A 14,779-nucleotide genomic window follows, 5' to 3' on the forward strand; every position below is an offset into this window, starting at 1 on the left:
GAGTCAGCCGTACCATGCACATTTTCTTGCCCAGGCGCGTTGTCCTGACGCTCGTCATCTCCATGCTGCCGCTGGGCGCATCGATGGCGCAGGATGGAATCTTCGGCGATGGCTTCGAGAGCCCGCCGCCCAACATCCTGTTCGTGGTCATGGACGATGTCGGCATCGACCAGATGGCGGCCTTCGGCTATGGCGGAGGAAGTGCGCCGCCGATGCCCAACATCGGGGCCGTTGCCGAGGCCGGGGTGAAGTTCCGCAACACCTGGTCGATGCCCGAGTGTTCGCCCGGCCGCGCGGCGTTCTTCACCGGGCGCTTCCCGCTGCGCACCAACATGTATCAGGCGCTGGGACCGAACGACCTGGCCAATTCCCAGCTCTCCCCGCACGATCTGACCGTGCCCAAGCTGCTGAAGAAAGCGGGCTACGAGAGCGCCATGTTCGGCAAATTCCACTTGGCCGGACCGGAGCACAACGAAGCCGGCAACGCCACCCCGGCGGCGCTGGGCTGGGACCATTTCCACGGCTGGGTCGGCGGTCTGCCCGGCTCGATCGACACCAGCGCCGGCGGTGCCTACGGTGCCGGCCAGTGGAGCTGCGGCTTCTATCCGCATCACCTGGCGGGTAGCTGCCACTACAGCGACGGTTCCTGCGTATCCATGGCGCGTCCGCCGGTGATCGGCAATGACAGCAGCGGCCTTGCCTGCATGGCCGAGGGCGGCATCTTCGTGCGCGAGCAGGCCAGCTGCAGTGATCCATTGCCGCCCGGCGTGACGCTGGAATTCAACCGGGAAAACGCCTTCTACGTTTCACCGCTGGTGATCGTGGAGAACGGCGTGGTCGAAGAAGTGCCGCTGTCCGACTCGCGTGCACGCGGCTACCGCACCACGATCGAAACCGACGCCGCGATCGACTGGATCAACTCGCGTCCGGGCAACGCGCCGTGGATGGCCACGGTCAGCTATTCGGCCGCGCACACGCCCTGGCAGCCCGCGCCGATGCAGCTGGCGCCGCAAAGCAGCACGCTGATCGCGCAACTGCTGCCGGACATGCCGGGCTTTTCCGGCAACGTCATGGACTGCACCAGCACCGTGCACGGGCGCATCATCCAGAACCAGATGACCGAGGCCATGGATACCGAGTTCGGCCGCCTGCTGGTGGAGACGGGCCTGGCCACGCGCGACGCTCAGGGGGATCTGGTGTATGACCCGCAGGCCGCCAACACGGTGATCGTGATCGTCGGCGACAACGGTTCACTGGGCTTTGCGGTCAAGCTGCCTTTCAGCCTGTCGCTGGCAAAGGGAACCTCGTACCAGACCGGCGTGTGGGTGCCGCTCATCGTGGCCGGGGCGCCGGTGACGCAGCCGGGCAGGGAGGTCGAGCACATGGTCAACACCGTGGATCTGTTCCAGTTCTTCGGCGAGCTGGCGGGCCTGGACGCGCAGCAGGAATCGCCGCGCACGATCGATTCGGTGCCGCTGCTCCCCTACCTGCAAAATCCCGCGCAGGAGAGCCTGCGCAGCATCAACTTCACCCAGGCGGGCATCAACATCCAGGCCAACGATGGCCGCAATGGTCCCTGCATCCTGAACCGGACCAGCCAGGCTGGCGGCAGCTGCACCCAGATCCCGACCTCGAAAAGCGTGTGCGAGGACAACCTCGGCGTCTGGTGGGGCGCGGGCTACACCGACCCCATGGTGGTGGACAACGGCGGCGCGGGCTACGCGCGCTGCTGGCAGGTGAACCAGGCCATCCTCGCCGCCGATCCGGGCGGCCTGCCGGTCGAGGTGCTGGCGGAAAGCTCGGTCGCCATCCGCGATGCCGACTACAAGCTGGTGCGCAACACCGCAGTCAACTACGACAGCGCCACGAATGACGCCCGCGAGGACACCAGCATCGAGTTCTATCGGGTCGATCAGGCCGTGCCCGTGCCCATGCTGGAAGACCCGGCCAGCAACAACCTGCTCGACGGCGCACTGACTCCCGCGCAGCAGGCCGCCTATGACCATCTGGCGGCCAGGCTGGACGATCTGCTGGCCTCTCAGCCCGACTGTCCGGGCGATGGCAACCAGGACGGCGTGGTCGACGCGGCCGACTTCGCCGAGTGGCAGCGCATCGCCAACCAATGGGGCCTGTCCAGCGTTTACGATTTCATCGTCGGTGGCGTATTCGACGGCGTGACCGACGCCACCGACGGCGCCATCGTGCTGTCCAATCTTGGAACCACCTGTGCGCCAAGCCATGCCGTTCATTGAGCAGACATCGCGTCGCAAGCTGCTGCTCGGCGGCGTGGCGCTGGGTGCCGCCGCCGTCGCCGGCGCACTGGGCGGGCGTTTCCTGGCGCGCTCGCAGGCACCGCGAGTCATCCTCGGCGACGGCGCGAGCGGCCCGCTGGGCATGGCCTGGATTCCCGGCGGCACCTTCCTGATGGGCAGCGAACACAGGCTGGCGCAGGAAAACGAACGACCCGCACATCCGGTGCGCGTGGACGGTTTCTGGATGGACACGACCCACGTCACCAACGATCAGTTCGCCCGATTCGTGCGCGAGACCGGCTATGTCACCACCGCCGAGCGCAAGCCCGACTGGGAAACCATCCGCGTGCAGCTGCCGCCGGGCGTGCCCAGGCCGCCGGACGAGGTGCTGGTGCCCGGTGCCATGGTGTTCACCGGCACCAGCGCGCCGGTGCGGCTGGACGACTATTCACGCTGGTGGAGCTATGTGCCCGGCGCACAATGGCGTCATCCGCAAGGCCCGGGCAGCACGATCCAGGGCAAGGGTGAACATCCGGTGGTGCAGGTCAGCCACGAGGACGCGCTGGCCTACGCCCGCTGGGTCGGCAAGCGGCTGCCGACCGAGGCCGAATGGGAGTTTGCCGCGCGCGGCGGTCTGGAGCAGGCCACCTACGCCTGGGGCGACGAGCCGATGGGGGCCGGCGGCGCGCTGCTGGCCAACTACTGGGATGTGAAGCAGCGTCCATTCCCCGTGGTAAAGCCCGGGGCGGGCGGTGCGGAAGGCACCCTGCCGGCCGGAACCTTCCCGGCCAACGGATACGGCCTCTACGACATGACCGGCAACGCCTGGCAGTGGGTGGCCGACTGGTACCGCGCCGACTATTTCGCGGGCCAGGCGCAGCGCGCGAGCGATCCCATCGACAACCCGCAGGGGCCGGACGACTGCTACGACCCGGCCGATCCGGGCGTCCCCGTCGATGCGCCGAAAAAGGTCATCCGCGGTGGTTCTTTCCTGTGCAACGAGGACTATTGCCTGTCCTATCGCCCCAGCGCGCGTCGCGGCTGCGATCCGCACAGCCCCATGTCGCACTTGGGCTTTCGGCTGATCAGCGCGGCGTGAGGGTGCAGCCGTTTCCTGCCCCGGTCGCGGCAACACCTGCGGCAGTGCTCTGACCCGAGGCCGACCGCCGGCATCCCCTTGCGCCGCGGGGCCGTTGCCTGACCGCACGGTTCATCGGGCGTGCCACGGCGGCACCCGCAAACCGCTACAATGGCGGGCTGAATTCTTCCGCATTGGAGCGACCATGTCTCACGCCATCCTGAAGGCCCTGGGCCTGTCCGACGTCAATTCCGGTACCTATCTGGGTCGCGGGGAATGGTCCAGTGCCAGCGCCGGCAGGATCACGCCGAAAAACCCCACCACGAACGAAGTGATCGCGACGGTGGAGGCCACCACGGCGGCCGATTACGAAACCGTCATCGCGCGCGCCCAGGAGGTTTTCAAGATCTGGCGCACCACCCCCGCGCCGCGCCGCGGCGAGGCCATCCGCCTGTGCGGCGAGGCGCTGCGCCGCAACAAGGACGCGCTGGGCTCGCTGGTGGCGCTGGAAATGGGCAAGTCCAAGCCCGAAGGCGATGGCGAAGTGCAGGAGATGATCGACATCGCCGATTTCGCCGTCGGCCAGAGCCGCATGATGTACGGCTATACCATGCACTCCGAGCGCCCCGGCCACCGCATGTACGACCAGTACCACCCGCTCGGCCTGGTCGGCATCATCAGCGCCTTCAACTTCCCCGTGGCGGTGTGGAGCTGGAACAGCTTCCTGGCCGCGGTGTGCGGCGACATCTGCATCTGGAAGCCATCCAACAAGGTGCCGCTGAGTGCGATCGCGGCCATGAAGGTCTGCAACGAGGCGCTGCGCGAGGGCGGCTTCCCGGACCTCTTCTTCCTGATCAACGATGTCGACCATTCGCTCGCCGAAACGCTGGTGGACGATCGCCGCGTGGGTCTCATTTCCTTCACCGGCTCGACCCGCGTGGGCCGCCGCGTGAACGAGCGCGTGGCGCACCGCATGGGCCGCTGCCTGCTGGAGCTGGGCGGCAACAACGCGATCATCCTCGATGAAACCGCCGACCTGAAGCTGGCCGTTCCCGGCATCGTGTTCGGCGCGGTCGGCACCGCCGGCCAGCGTTGCACCACCACCCGCCGCCTGATCGTGCACGAATCCATCTACGACAACGTGCTGGCTACCCTGGTCAAGGCCTACAGGCAGGTCGAGACCAAGATCGGCGATCCCACCGATCCGGCCAACCTGATGGGCCCGCTCAACAGCCCCGAGGCGGTCGACGAATTCCTTGCCGCCATCGAAAAGGCCAAGGCCAGCGGCGGCACCGTGGAGACCGGCGGCACGCGCATCGATCGCCCCGGCAACTTCGTGCTGCCGGCGATCGTGACGGGCCTGAAGAACGCCGACGAGATCGTCCAGCACGAAACCTTCGCACCGATCCTCTACGTGATGAAGTTCAAGACCCTGGACGAGGCCATCGACATGCAGAACGGCGTGCCGCAGGGCCTGTCGTCGTCGATCTTCACCACCAACCTCAAGAGCGCCGAGCGGTTCCTCTCGGCGGCCGGCAGCGACTGCGGCATCGCCAACGTCAACATCGGCACCTCGGGCGCGGAAATCGGCGGTGCCTTCGGCGGCGAGAAGGACACCGGCGGCGGGCGCGAGTCCGGTTCGGACGCATGGAAGGTGTACATGCGCCGCCAGACCAATACCATCAACTACTCCGATTCGCTGCCGCTGGCGCAGGGCATCAAGTTCGACCTGTGATCCACGCCCGGCGCGCGCCATGGGGCCTGCGCCGGGCTGCTTCATCCACCCTGGAGGCCGATCCGCATGAACACACCGACATCTTCCGCCCGGACCACCAGCACCCTGGCTGTGGTAAGCCTGATTTCGGGCATCGTGTCCTGGCTGGCACTTCCCATGGTGGGCGCCATCGTGGCGATCATCACCGGGCACATGGGCCGCAGCGAGATCAGGCGCAGCGGCGGTACGGTGGATGGCGACGGGCTGGCCATCGCCGGGCTCGTCCTGGGCTACCTGCAGCTGACGCTGGTGGTCCTTGGGGTCATCGCGCTCTTCGTGTTCTTTGGCGGGCTGGCGTTCCTGTCAACCCTGGCCCAGTGATCTGAAGAGGCTGGAGCGCTGGCGCTGCCGGCGTCGATTCCGCTAACGTTCCGACGTGATTCGCGGCACGAATCACATTTTGCGCGCCGAGGCCCGAGGCCGATGTACCCATTGCTGCGACCTCTGCTGTTTTGCGGTGATCCCGAGACCGTGCACGAGCGCAGCCTGGCCTGGGCCGATGCCGCGCACCGGCTGGGCCTGGCCGGACTGGCGGCGCGTCGCCCCAAGCCGCTGCCGACCCGGGCCTTCGGGCTGACCTTCGAGAACCCCGTCGGGCTCGCCGCGGGCATGGACAAGAACGGCGCGCACGTCGACGCGCTCTCGCATCTGGGCTTCGGCTTCATCGAAGTCGGCACCGTCACCCCGCGCCCGCAGCCCGGGAATCCGCGGCCGCGGCTGTTCCGCCTGCCGGAAAAGCAGGCCATCATCAACCGCATGGGCTTCAACAACGAGGGCGTCGATGCGCTGGTGAAGAACCTCGAGCGCACCCGCTGGAAGGGCGTGATCGGCGTCAACATCGGCAAGAACAAGGACACGCCAAACGACCATGCGCTGCGCGACTACCTGCACTGCCTGGAGCGGGTGTGGGACGCTGCCGGCTACATCGTGGTCAACATTTCCTCACCCAACACCGCCGGGCTGCGCGAACTGCAGCACGGCGATCCGCTGCGCGCGCTGCTGGCCGGGCTGCGCGAGGCGCAGGAGCGCCTGGCCGCGCAGCGCGGCGCGCGCCGCCCCGTGCTGGTCAAGATCGCGCCGGACCTGGACGAGGCCGCGCTGCATGCGGTGGCTTCGGCGCTGGGTGCGGCCGGTGTGGATGGCGTCGTTGCCACCAACACCACGATCGATCGCAGCGAAGTGGCGGGCCTGCGCCACGCCGGGGAAGCCGGCGGGTTGTCCGGGGCACCGCTGTACGGGCTGGCGACCGAGGCGCTGCGCCGGCTGCGTGCGCATCTTGATTCCAGTATCCCGATCATCGGCGTGGGCGGCATCCTGAGCGGTGCCGATGCGGTCGGCAAACTCGCGGCCGGCGCGCTCCTGGTGCAGTGCTACAGTGGCCTGGTCTATCGCGGGCCGGCTCTGGTGCGCGAGTGCGTCGAGGCGATCCGGCGGCGGCGCGAACAGGGCGTGCGACGCTGATGGCACCGGCCTACCATCTCGCCGAGCGCGTTTCCCTGGCCGGCCGCAACGGCTTTCGCGTGGCGTCCCGGGCCGAGCTTTTCATCGACGTGCGCCGCGCCGAGGCCTTGCCCGAGCTTTTCGCCATGCCCTACCTGCAGCGCGCACCGCTGCTGGTGCTGGGCGAGGGCAGCAATACCCTGATCGTGGGCGACGTGCCCGGCGTGGTGATGGCCATCGGCGGCATGGGCCGCGAAGTGCTGGCGCGCGACGACGACGGTGCGCTGCTGCGCGCGGGCGCGGGCGAGCGCTGGGACGACGTGGTGGCCTGGAGCCTGGGCCTTGGCTACGCGGGGCTGGAAAACCTGGTCCTGATCCCGGGGCTTGCCGGTGCCGCGCCGATCCAGAACATCGGCGCGTACGGCACCGAGGTGGGTGAATTCATCCAGACCGTCGAAGCCTGGGACCGGCAGGCCGGCGCGCTGGTGCGGCTGGATCGCGCCGACTGCGCCTTCGGCTACCGTGATTCCGTATTCAAGCGCGATCCCGCGCGCTGGCTGGTGACGGCGATCGAGCTGCGGTTGCCGCGCCGGCATCCTCCGCGCATCGGCTATCCGGGCCTGCCGGAGGAACTGGCGCTGCTGGGTGCCGGCGATGCGCCGCGTCCGGCACAGATCGCCGAGGCCGTGTCGCGCCTTCGCACCCGCAAATTGCCCAATCCGTCCATGGTGCCCAACGTCGGCAGTTTTTTCCGCAATCCGGTGGTCGCCTCGGCGCATGCGCTGGACCTTCAGCGCGACGAGCCCTCGATGCCGGCCTGGACGGTCGATGATGGCGCGTTGCGCAAGCTCTCGGCCGCCTGGCTGATCGAGCGCGCCGGCTGGAAGGGGTTTCGCGAAGGCGATGCCGGCGTGTCGGCACAGCACGCGCTGGTGCTGGTCAACCACGGGCAGGCCAGCGGCGCAGAGATGTTCGCGCTGGCGCAGCGCGTGGCGCTGTCGGTGCACGAGCGCTTCGGCGTGTGGCTGGAGCCGGAAGCGCGCATCGTGGGCGCGCGCTGGGACGCGCCGGGCGCGCGCGCCGCGTTCGCGTCCGCCGCCGCGCCCGCGTGAAGCGCGCGCCCGTCCGAGCATCGATGAACACCGCTGCCAGCGCCGCGAGCCGCGACTTGCGCCGTGCCATCGTGATGATGCTGGTGAGCACGTTTTTTTTCGGTTCGATGGCGGTGATGATCCGGCTGGCCTCGGCGGAACTTCATCCCTTCGAGATCGCGTTCTTCCGCAACCTTTTCGGCTTCGCGTTCGCGCTGCCGCTGCTGCTCCGCCACGGCATCGGGCTGCTGCGCACCAGCCACCTGTCGCTGTACTTCGTGCGCTGCCTGATCGGCATCGGCTCGATGCTGTGCGGCTTCTGGGCGATCGTGCACCTGCCGCTGGCCGAGGCGATCTCGATTTCCTATGCGGCACCGCTGTTCGTGACGATCGGCGCGGCCCTGGTGCTGGGAGAAGTCGTCCGGATACGCCGCTGGACCGCGGTGGTGGTCGGCTTCCTCGGCGTGCTCCTGATCGTCCGCCCCGGCGCGGCGAGCTTCAACGTGCATACCCTGGCGGCGCTGGCGGCGGCGGTGCTGAGCGGCAGCGTGGCGATCAGCATCAAGTTCCTTTCGCGCACCGAGAAGCCCGACGCCATCGTGCTTTACACCACGCTGCTGTGGGTGCCGATGTCGCTGGTTCCGGCGCTGTTCGTCTGGACCTGGCCGCACGGCATCACCTGGCTGTGGGTGGTGCTGGCGGGATTCTTCGGCACCGCCGGGCACATGTTCTGGACCCGCGCGCTCAAGCTCGGCGACGCCTCCCTGCTCACCCCGATCAGCTTCGTGCAGGTGCTGGTCGTTGGCGTCTACGGCTGGCTGCTGTTCGATGAAACCGTGGATCGCTGGACCGCCGCCGGTGCCACCGTCGTGCTCGCATCGAACTACTACATCGCCTACCGCGAGACGAAACTGGCGCGCCAGACGGTGACCGATCCCGAGGTGGGTTCGCAGAGCCGGCTGTCGGGTTGACGCGCGCGCGCACTCGTCGCATCGTTCATCGTTTCCCGCATCCCGCATCCCGCATCCCGCATCCCGCATCCCGCATCCCGCCAAGGCCGATACACGGTTCGCCTCCTGCCATGACGCCATCCGATCCAGACACGACCCAGCGCACCCTGATTTCTCCCGGCCCCGCGCGGCCGGAAGAGCAGGGAGCCTGCCTGATCGTGATCCACGGTGCCGGCCTCGGACAGCGGGTCGACGTGGGCACGTGTCCCACGCGGATCGGCCGCGACCGCGAGTGCGGGCTGTACATCGCGCACCCGTCGGTATCGCGTCGCCACTGCGAGATCTGGCGGGCGGAGGACCGCTATCGCGTGCGCGACCTGGGTTCGACCAATGCCACCTACCTGAACGATCGCGTGGTCGAAGTGGCGGATCTGGCCGATGGTGACCACCTGACCATCGGCGAGAGCATCGTCAAGTTCATCAGCGGTGCCAGCGTGGAGGCCGGCTATCACGAAGAAGTCCACCAGCAGGCCACGCATGACGGGCTGACCGGCTTCTACAACCGCCGGCAATTCCTGGACGTGGTCGAACGCGAACTGGTGCGCGCGGCCCGTTCCGACGCCGCGCTGGCGTTTGCGATCCTCGACATCGACCTGTTCAAGCGCATCAACGATTCCTGCGGCCACCTCGCGGGCGACTCGGTGCTGCGCCAGGTCACCGCGACCCTCCGGAGCGGGATGCGCGCGAGCGACGTGGCCGGGCGCATCGGCGGCGAGGAGTTCGGGCTGCTCATGCCCGAGCTCGGAGCCGAAGCAGCGCTGGCCCATGCCCAGGCGCTTCGCGTTGCGGTGGAGCAGGCAACGTTCGCCGTGGCACCGGTCTCCCATCCGGTCACCATCAGCATCGGCCTGGCCTCGTTCGGCCCCTCCCATCCGGACCGCGCCTCGCTGATGCGCGCTGCGGACCTTGCCCTGTATCGCGCCAAGCAGGCCGGACGCAACCGGGTGGTGGTGGCGGAGTGATGGCCGCAACCGAAGCGACGCGGTGCAGCCTGCGGGAGTATCGTTGGCCGGAGCCATTCCGGGGAACCATCCCATGCACAAGACGATCCTGCTCCTCGCCACGCTGTTCGCCGCGTCGACGGTCAACGCCGGGATGATCACTCGCGCGGTCGACTGGTCGGTGGGCGAACAGTCCTTCAGCGGTCACGTGGTCTACGACGAGGGCGGTGCGCGACGCCCGGGCCTCGTGATGGTGCCCAACTGGATGGGCGTGACCGGTTCGGCGCTCGAAAAGGCGCGCGCGCTGGCTGGCAGCGACTACGTAGTGCTGGTAGCCGACGTGTACGGCGCGCAGCGCCGCCCTGCCGACGCCACCGAGGCGCGGGCCATGGTGACAGCGCTGCTGGGCGACCGCGCGGTGCTGCGCGAGCGCATCGGCGCGGCGCTGGAGGTGCTGCGCGCCAACGCCTTCGAGGCACCGCTCGACGCCGCGCGCATCGGCGCGGTCGGCTTCTGCTTCGGCGGCAGCACGGTGCTGGAACTGGCGCGTTCGGGTGCCGACGTCGCCGGGGTGGTGTCCCTGCACGGCGGGCTGGGCACGAATGCGCCGGCCGCGCAGTCACCGAAGGCGGCGATTCTGGTGCTCAACGGTGCCGATGATCGCAGCGTCAGCGCCGAGGACATCGCCGCGTTCGCCGCCGAAATGAACGCGGTCGAGGCCGACTGGCAGTTCGTCAATTTCGCCGGCGCGGTGCACTGCTTCGCCGAGGCCGACGCGGCATCGCCGCCGGGCTGCGTCTACCACGAGCGCTCGGCGCGGCGTGCCTACCGCTACCTGCACGACTTCTTCGCCGAGCGCTTCGCGCCCTAGCCTGGATCGCGTCGCGTCGCGTCGCGCCGCGCGGCGCTTCGCATGCTGCGCCGCGTCATGCTAGCCTGCGGCCCTCCCTTTTCCGCCGAAGATCCGTCATGTCGCGCGCATTCAACTTCAGTGCCGGGCCGGCCGCATTGCCCGAGCCGGTCTTGCGTCAAGCGCAGGCGGAACTGCTGGAGTGGGGTGCCGAACGCGCCTCGGTGATGGAGGTTTCGCACCGCGGCAAGGCCTTCATGGCCATGGCCGCGGCCGCCGAGCGCGACCTGCGCGAGCTTTTGGGCATTCCGGACGGCTATCGCGTGCTGTTCCTGCAGGGCGGCGCTTCCCAGCACTTCGCCCAGGTGCCGATGAACCTGGCGCGGCCCGATCAGGCGGTGGACTTCATCCTCACCGGCAGCTGGAGCGAAAAGGCCTTTGCGGATGCCGCGCATTTCGTCCGGCCGCGGATCGCGGCGGGCGCGCAGGATGGCGGGTTCCGCGCGATTCCGCCGCGCGCGCAGTGGCAGCTTTCCGAGGACGCGGCCTATGTCCACATCGCCTCCAACGAAACCATCCACGGCGTCGAATTTTTCGACGCGCCCGACGTGGGTGCGGTGCCGCTGGTGGCGGACATGTCCTCCAACATCCTCTCGCGCCCCATCGACGTGTCGCGCTACGGGCTGATCTTCGCCGGCGCGCAGAAGAACATCGGCCCCTCCGGCCTGGTGATCGTGATCGTGCGCGAGGACCTGCTCGAACGCAGCGCCGGCCGCGTGGCGCGCATCTTCGACTACGCCGCGCACGCGCGCGAGGACTCCCTGCTCAACACCCCGCCGACCTTCGCCTGGTATCTGGCCGGGCTGGTGTTCCAGTGGCTCAAGGCCAAGGGCGGACTTGCGGCGATGGCCGCGAGCAATGACCGCAAGGCGGCGATGCTCTATGCCGCGATCGACGGCTCCGACGGCTACTACGCCAACCCGGTCGATCCGGCGGCGCGTTCGCGCATGAACGTGCCCTTCACCCTGCACGACGCGGCGCTGGATGCGATCTTCCTCGAGGAATCGCGCGCCGCCGGCCTGCTCGCGCTCAAGGGCCACCGGCTGGTGGGCGGGATGCGCGCCTCGATCTACAACGCGATGCCCGAGGAAGGCGTCGAGGCGCTGGTCGCCTTCATGCGTGATTTCGCGCGTCGCCACGGCTGACGGCCGCCTCGGCACCTCCCTCAACGCCCCGACTTTCACCGCAGGATTTCCATGACGCCTCCGAAAAAGCCCCGCAGCGCAAAGGCCGCCAAAAGCGCCGGCCAGCCCGCGACCCCGCCGGCGCTGGCGCAGGTGCGCGAGCGCATCGACGGCATCGACCGCCAGATCCAGGCCCTCATCGCCGAACGCGCCGGTTTCGCCCTGCAGGTCGGCAAGGCCAAGGGCAAGCTCGCCGCCGCGGTGGATTACTACCGGCCCGAGCGCGAGGCGCAGGTGCTGCGCATGGTGGTGGACCGCAACGAAGGGCCACTCTCCGACGAGCTTCTGGTGCACGTGTTCCGCGAAATCATGTCGGCCTGTCTGGCCCAGCAGGAGCCGCTCAAGATCGGCTACCTCGGTCCGGAAGGCACCTTCAGCCAGCAGGCCGTGCTCAAGCACTTCGGTCGTTCCGCCCACGGCCTGCCGCTGGCGAGCATCGAGGAGGTGTTCCAGGAAGTGGAGAACGGCGTCGCCGACTTCGGCGTGGTGCCGGTGGAAAACTCCGGGCAGGGCACCATCCAGGTCACCCTCGACCTGTTCCTGACCTCGGGGCTGAGGATCTGCGGCGAGGTGGAGCTGCGCGTGCACCAGTTCCTGCTCTCGCGCAGCGGCCGCATCGAGGATATCGAGCGCATCTACGCGCATCCGCAATCGTTCGCGCAGACCGCCGGCTGGCTGCGGTCCAACCTGCCCAAGGTCGAAAAGATCCCGGTATCGAGCAACGCCGAGGGCGCGCGCCGCGCGCGCAATGCCGACGACGCCGCGGCCATCGGCGGTGAAAGCGCGGGCCACGTCTACGGGCTCAAGAAGGTCATCATGCAGCCGATCCAGGACGACCGCGAGAACACCACGCGCTTTCTCGTCATCGGCCGCCGCATCTTCCCGCCCTCGGGCCACGACCGCACCTCGATCCTGGTCTTCATCCACGACAAGCCCGGCGCGCTGTTCGACGTGCTCAGCCCGTTCGCGCGCCACGGCATCAGCATGAATCGCATCGAATCGCGCCCCTCGCACCAGGCCAAGTGGGAGTACGCCTTCTTCATCGACCTTGCCGGCCACGTCGAGGATGAAGGCATGAAGAGTGCCCTGGCCGAACTGGAAGCCCACTCGGCCTCGGTGAAGGTGCTGGGTTCGTACCCGGTGGCGGTGCCTTGATGGGCGGGAATCGGGAATGGGGAATGGAGAATGGCGGTTTGCGGCGAGGCCGCAGTGCTCCCGCATTCCGTAGGTCGGGGTTATATCCCCGACGCCGCGGTGCCCCGATTCGTCGGCCGCGCAGGGCCGACCTGCCTCCCATCATCTGCCCGCAAGCCGCACCATGACCGCTTCCTCGACCTGGCAGGCCCGCCCCGGAACACCGCTGCGCGGCACGATCCGCGTTCCCGGCGACAAGTCGATCTCCCATCGCGCAATGATGCTGGGTGCCCTGGCCGACGGCGTCACGCGCGTCAGCGGCTTTCTGGAGGGCGAGGACACCCTCGCCACCGCCGCCGCCTTTCGCGCCATGGGCGTGCGCATCGAGGACGATGGGCCCGGTCGAAAGATCGTTCACGGCGCGGGCATCGACGGCTTGCGGGCACCGGCGGCACCCATCGACTGCGGCAACGCCGGTACCGGCATGCGCCTGCTCGCCGGCCTGCTCGCCGGGCAGCGTTTCGATTCCACCCTGACCGGCGACGCCTCCCTGACGCGCCGCCCGATGCGCCGCGTCACCGAGCCGCTGGCGCGCATGGGCGCGCGCATCGAAACCGCCGAGGGCGGCAGGCCGCCGCTGCGCATCTTCGGCGGGCAGTCGCTGGCCGGGGTCGACCACGACCTGCCCGTGGCCAGTGCCCAGGTCAAATCCGCGCTGCTGCTGGCTGGCCTCTATGCGCAGGGCGAGACCACGGTGCGCGAACCGCACCCTACGCGCGACTACACCGAGCGCATGCTCGCCGCGCTGGGCTGGCCGATCGAGTTTTCGCCCGGATTCGCGCGGCTTTCGGGCGGCCATCGGCTCACTGCGACCGACATCGCGGTGCCGAGCGATTTTTCCTCGGCGGCATTCTTTCTCGTTGCCGCCAGCCTGGTGCCCGGTTCCGATCTCACGCTCGAAGGCGTCGGCATGAATCCGCGCCGCACCGGGCTGCTCGATGCGCTGCGCCTGATGGGTGCGTGGATCGAGGTACGCAACGCGCGCGAGGAGGGCGGCGAGCCGGTCGCCGACCTGCGCGTGACCCACGCGCCGCTGCACGGCGCGATCATCCCGGAAGCCCTCGTGCCGGACATGATCGACGAGTTCCCGGTGCTGTTCGTCGCCGCGGCTGCGGTCTCGGGTGTCACCACGGTCAGCGGCGCGGCCGAGCTGCGGGTGAAGGAATCGGATCGCATCGCGGTGATGGCCAACGGCCTGCGCGCGATGGGTGCGCGCATCGACGAAACCCCGGATGGGGCGGTGATCCACGGCGGCGCGACGCTCGGTGGCGCAAGCGTGGATGCCCACGACGACCACCGCATCGCGATGAGCTTCGTCGTCGCCGGCCAGATCGCCAGCGCGCCCGTCACCCTGCGCGGCTGCGCCACCGTGGCGACCTCGTTCCCGGGATTCTTCGGACTGGCCAATCGCGCGGGAATGGGGCTGGCCGTGGCCTGAAACCTGCCTTCAGCGGTACACCAGTACCGGCAGCTTCGAGTGCGTCAGCACCTTCTGGGTTTCGCTGCCCAGCAGCAGGGCCGCCATGCCGCGGCGGCCGTGCGAGGCCATGAAGATCAGGTCGCAGCCGTGTTCCGAAGCGGCGTTGATGATGCCTTCCCAGATCGAGTCGGACATGCCGCTGAAGGCCTGGCAGGCGACGCCGGCATCGGCCGCGCGCGTGGCGACGGCCTGCGCATTGGTGGCCGCTTCCTTCATCGCCTCTTCGACGTAGAGCGTCTGGTCGACATAGACCTGTTCGGCGAAGGGCAGGCTGTAGACCTCGGCGCTGCTCCATGCGACCAGGCGGGCACCGAGCGCCTTGGCCAGCGCGATGGCCGCGTCCGCGGCGCGCAGCGACAGCTCCGAGCCGTCGGTGGGAACGAGGATGCTCTGGTACATCACGGCGTCTCCGGGAGGGTGGTGCG

General features: G+C 68.7%; 13 protein-coding genes. 12 read left to right on the forward strand and 1 reads right to left on the reverse strand.

The genetic code is table 11. The features are described 5' to 3' along the window. Positions 1-14 precede the first annotated feature (14 nt). The 12 genes from WB794_RS05280 (at position 15) to aroA (ending at position 14,312) form a co-directional block, all read left to right on the forward strand. Positions 15-2,252: a sulfatase-like hydrolase/transferase gene (locus WB794_RS05280; RefSeq protein WP_337334796.1), complete on the forward strand. Its 2,238-nt coding sequence runs from the start codon at positions 15-17 to the stop codon at positions 2,250-2,252. Beyond that, positions 2,239-3,351: a formylglycine-generating enzyme family protein gene (locus WB794_RS05285; protein ID WP_337334797.1), complete on the forward strand. Its 1,113-nt coding sequence runs from the start codon at positions 2,239-2,241 to the stop codon at positions 3,349-3,351. The genes WB794_RS05280 and WB794_RS05285 overlap by 14 nt, the downstream gene beginning before the upstream one ends. A gap of 184 nt (positions 3,352-3,535) precedes the next feature. Beyond that, positions 3,536-5,065: an L-piperidine-6-carboxylate dehydrogenase gene (gene amaB, locus WB794_RS05290; RefSeq protein ID WP_337334798.1), complete on the forward strand. Its 1,530-nt coding sequence runs from the start codon at positions 3,536-3,538 to the stop codon at positions 5,063-5,065. Between the two features lie 66 nt (positions 5,066-5,131). Further along, positions 5,132-5,425 carry a DUF4190 domain-containing protein gene (locus WB794_RS05295; protein ID WP_337334799.1) on the forward strand — a complete coding sequence of 98 codons (294 nt, stop codon included), beginning with the start codon at positions 5,132-5,134 and terminating at the stop codon, positions 5,423-5,425. A 102-nt stretch (positions 5,426-5,527) separates the two neighbouring features. Beyond that, positions 5,528-6,565 carry a quinone-dependent dihydroorotate dehydrogenase gene (locus WB794_RS05300; RefSeq protein ID WP_337334800.1) on the forward strand — a complete coding sequence of 346 codons (1,038 nt, stop codon included), beginning with the start codon at positions 5,528-5,530 and terminating at the stop codon, positions 6,563-6,565. Further along, entirely contained in the window at positions 6,565-7,656 is a 1,092-nt protein-coding gene (gene murB, locus WB794_RS05305) for a UDP-N-acetylmuramate dehydrogenase (RefSeq protein WP_337334801.1), read from the forward strand. Before WB794_RS05300 ends, murB begins: the two co-directional genes overlap by 1 nt. Positions 7,657-7,679: 23 nt before the next feature. Then, positions 7,680-8,606, forward strand: coding sequence for a DMT family transporter (locus WB794_RS05310; RefSeq protein ID WP_337334802.1), 927 nt, complete (start codon positions 7,680-7,682; stop codon positions 8,604-8,606). Positions 8,607-8,716: 110 nt separating this feature from the next. Further along, the gene (locus WB794_RS05315; protein WP_337334803.1) at positions 8,717-9,607 is read left to right on the forward strand and encodes a diguanylate cyclase; all 891 of its coding nucleotides are present in this window, start codon (positions 8,717-8,719) and stop codon (positions 9,605-9,607) included. Positions 9,608-9,680: 73 nt separating this feature from the next. Then, positions 9,681-10,457, forward strand: a complete 777-nt coding sequence (locus WB794_RS05320; RefSeq protein WP_415926645.1) for a dienelactone hydrolase family protein — start codon at positions 9,681-9,683, stop codon at positions 10,455-10,457. 98 nt (positions 10,458-10,555) lie between these two features. Beyond that, positions 10,556-11,641, forward strand: a complete 1,086-nt coding sequence (gene serC, locus WB794_RS05325; protein ID WP_337334804.1) for a 3-phosphoserine/phosphohydroxythreonine transaminase — start codon at positions 10,556-10,558, stop codon at positions 11,639-11,641. A gap of 51 nt (positions 11,642-11,692) precedes the next feature. Continuing rightward, positions 11,693-12,835, forward strand: coding sequence for a prephenate dehydratase (pheA, locus tag WB794_RS05330; protein WP_337334805.1), 1,143 nt, complete (start codon positions 11,693-11,695; stop codon positions 12,833-12,835). A gap of 163 nt (positions 12,836-12,998) precedes the next feature. After that, a complete protein-coding gene (gene aroA / locus WB794_RS05335; RefSeq protein ID WP_337334806.1) occupies positions 12,999-14,312 on the forward strand; it encodes a 3-phosphoshikimate 1-carboxyvinyltransferase in 1,314 nt (437 codons plus the stop codon). Positions 14,313-14,321: 9 nt separating this feature from the next. Here aroA and WB794_RS05340 read toward each other — a convergent pair whose 3' ends face one another. Further along, a complete protein-coding gene (locus tag WB794_RS05340) occupies positions 14,322-14,753 on the reverse strand; it encodes a universal stress protein (RefSeq protein ID WP_337334807.1) in 432 nt (143 codons plus the stop codon). Between the last annotated feature and the right edge of the window lie 26 nt (positions 14,754-14,779).

Source organism: Denitratimonas tolerans (assembly GCF_037203605.1).
GTDB lineage: Bacteria > Pseudomonadota > Gammaproteobacteria > Xanthomonadales > Xanthomonadaceae > Denitratimonas > Denitratimonas tolerans.

Coding starts and splice junctions, on each gene's coding strand:
- WB794_RS05280 (WP_337334796.1), top strand. CDS start 15: ATGCACATTTTCTTGCCCAGGCGCGTTGTCCTGACGCTCGTCATCTCC.
- WB794_RS05285 (WP_337334797.1), top strand. CDS start 2,239: ATGCCGTTCATTGAGCAGACATCGCGTCGCAAGCTGCTGCTCGGCGGC.
- amaB (WP_337334798.1), top strand. CDS start 3,536: ATGTCTCACGCCATCCTGAAGGCCCTGGGCCTGTCCGACGTCAATTCC.
- WB794_RS05295 (WP_337334799.1), top strand. CDS start 5,132: ATGAACACACCGACATCTTCCGCCCGGACCACCAGCACCCTGGCTGTG.
- WB794_RS05300 (WP_337334800.1), top strand. CDS start 5,528: ATGTACCCATTGCTGCGACCTCTGCTGTTTTGCGGTGATCCCGAGACC.
- murB (WP_337334801.1), top strand. CDS start 6,565: ATGGCACCGGCCTACCATCTCGCCGAGCGCGTTTCCCTGGCCGGCCGC.
- WB794_RS05310 (WP_337334802.1), top strand. CDS start 7,680: ATGAACACCGCTGCCAGCGCCGCGAGCCGCGACTTGCGCCGTGCCATC.
- WB794_RS05315 (WP_337334803.1), top strand. CDS start 8,717: ATGACGCCATCCGATCCAGACACGACCCAGCGCACCCTGATTTCTCCC.
- WB794_RS05320 (WP_415926645.1), top strand. CDS start 9,681: ATGCACAAGACGATCCTGCTCCTCGCCACGCTGTTCGCCGCGTCGACG.
- serC (WP_337334804.1), top strand. CDS start 10,556: ATGTCGCGCGCATTCAACTTCAGTGCCGGGCCGGCCGCATTGCCCGAG.
- pheA (WP_337334805.1), top strand. CDS start 11,693: ATGACGCCTCCGAAAAAGCCCCGCAGCGCAAAGGCCGCCAAAAGCGCC.
- aroA (WP_337334806.1), top strand. CDS start 12,999: ATGACCGCTTCCTCGACCTGGCAGGCCCGCCCCGGAACACCGCTGCGC.
- WB794_RS05340 (WP_337334807.1), bottom strand. CDS start 14,753: ATGTACCAGAGCATCCTCGTTCCCACCGACGGCTCGGAGCTGTCGCTG.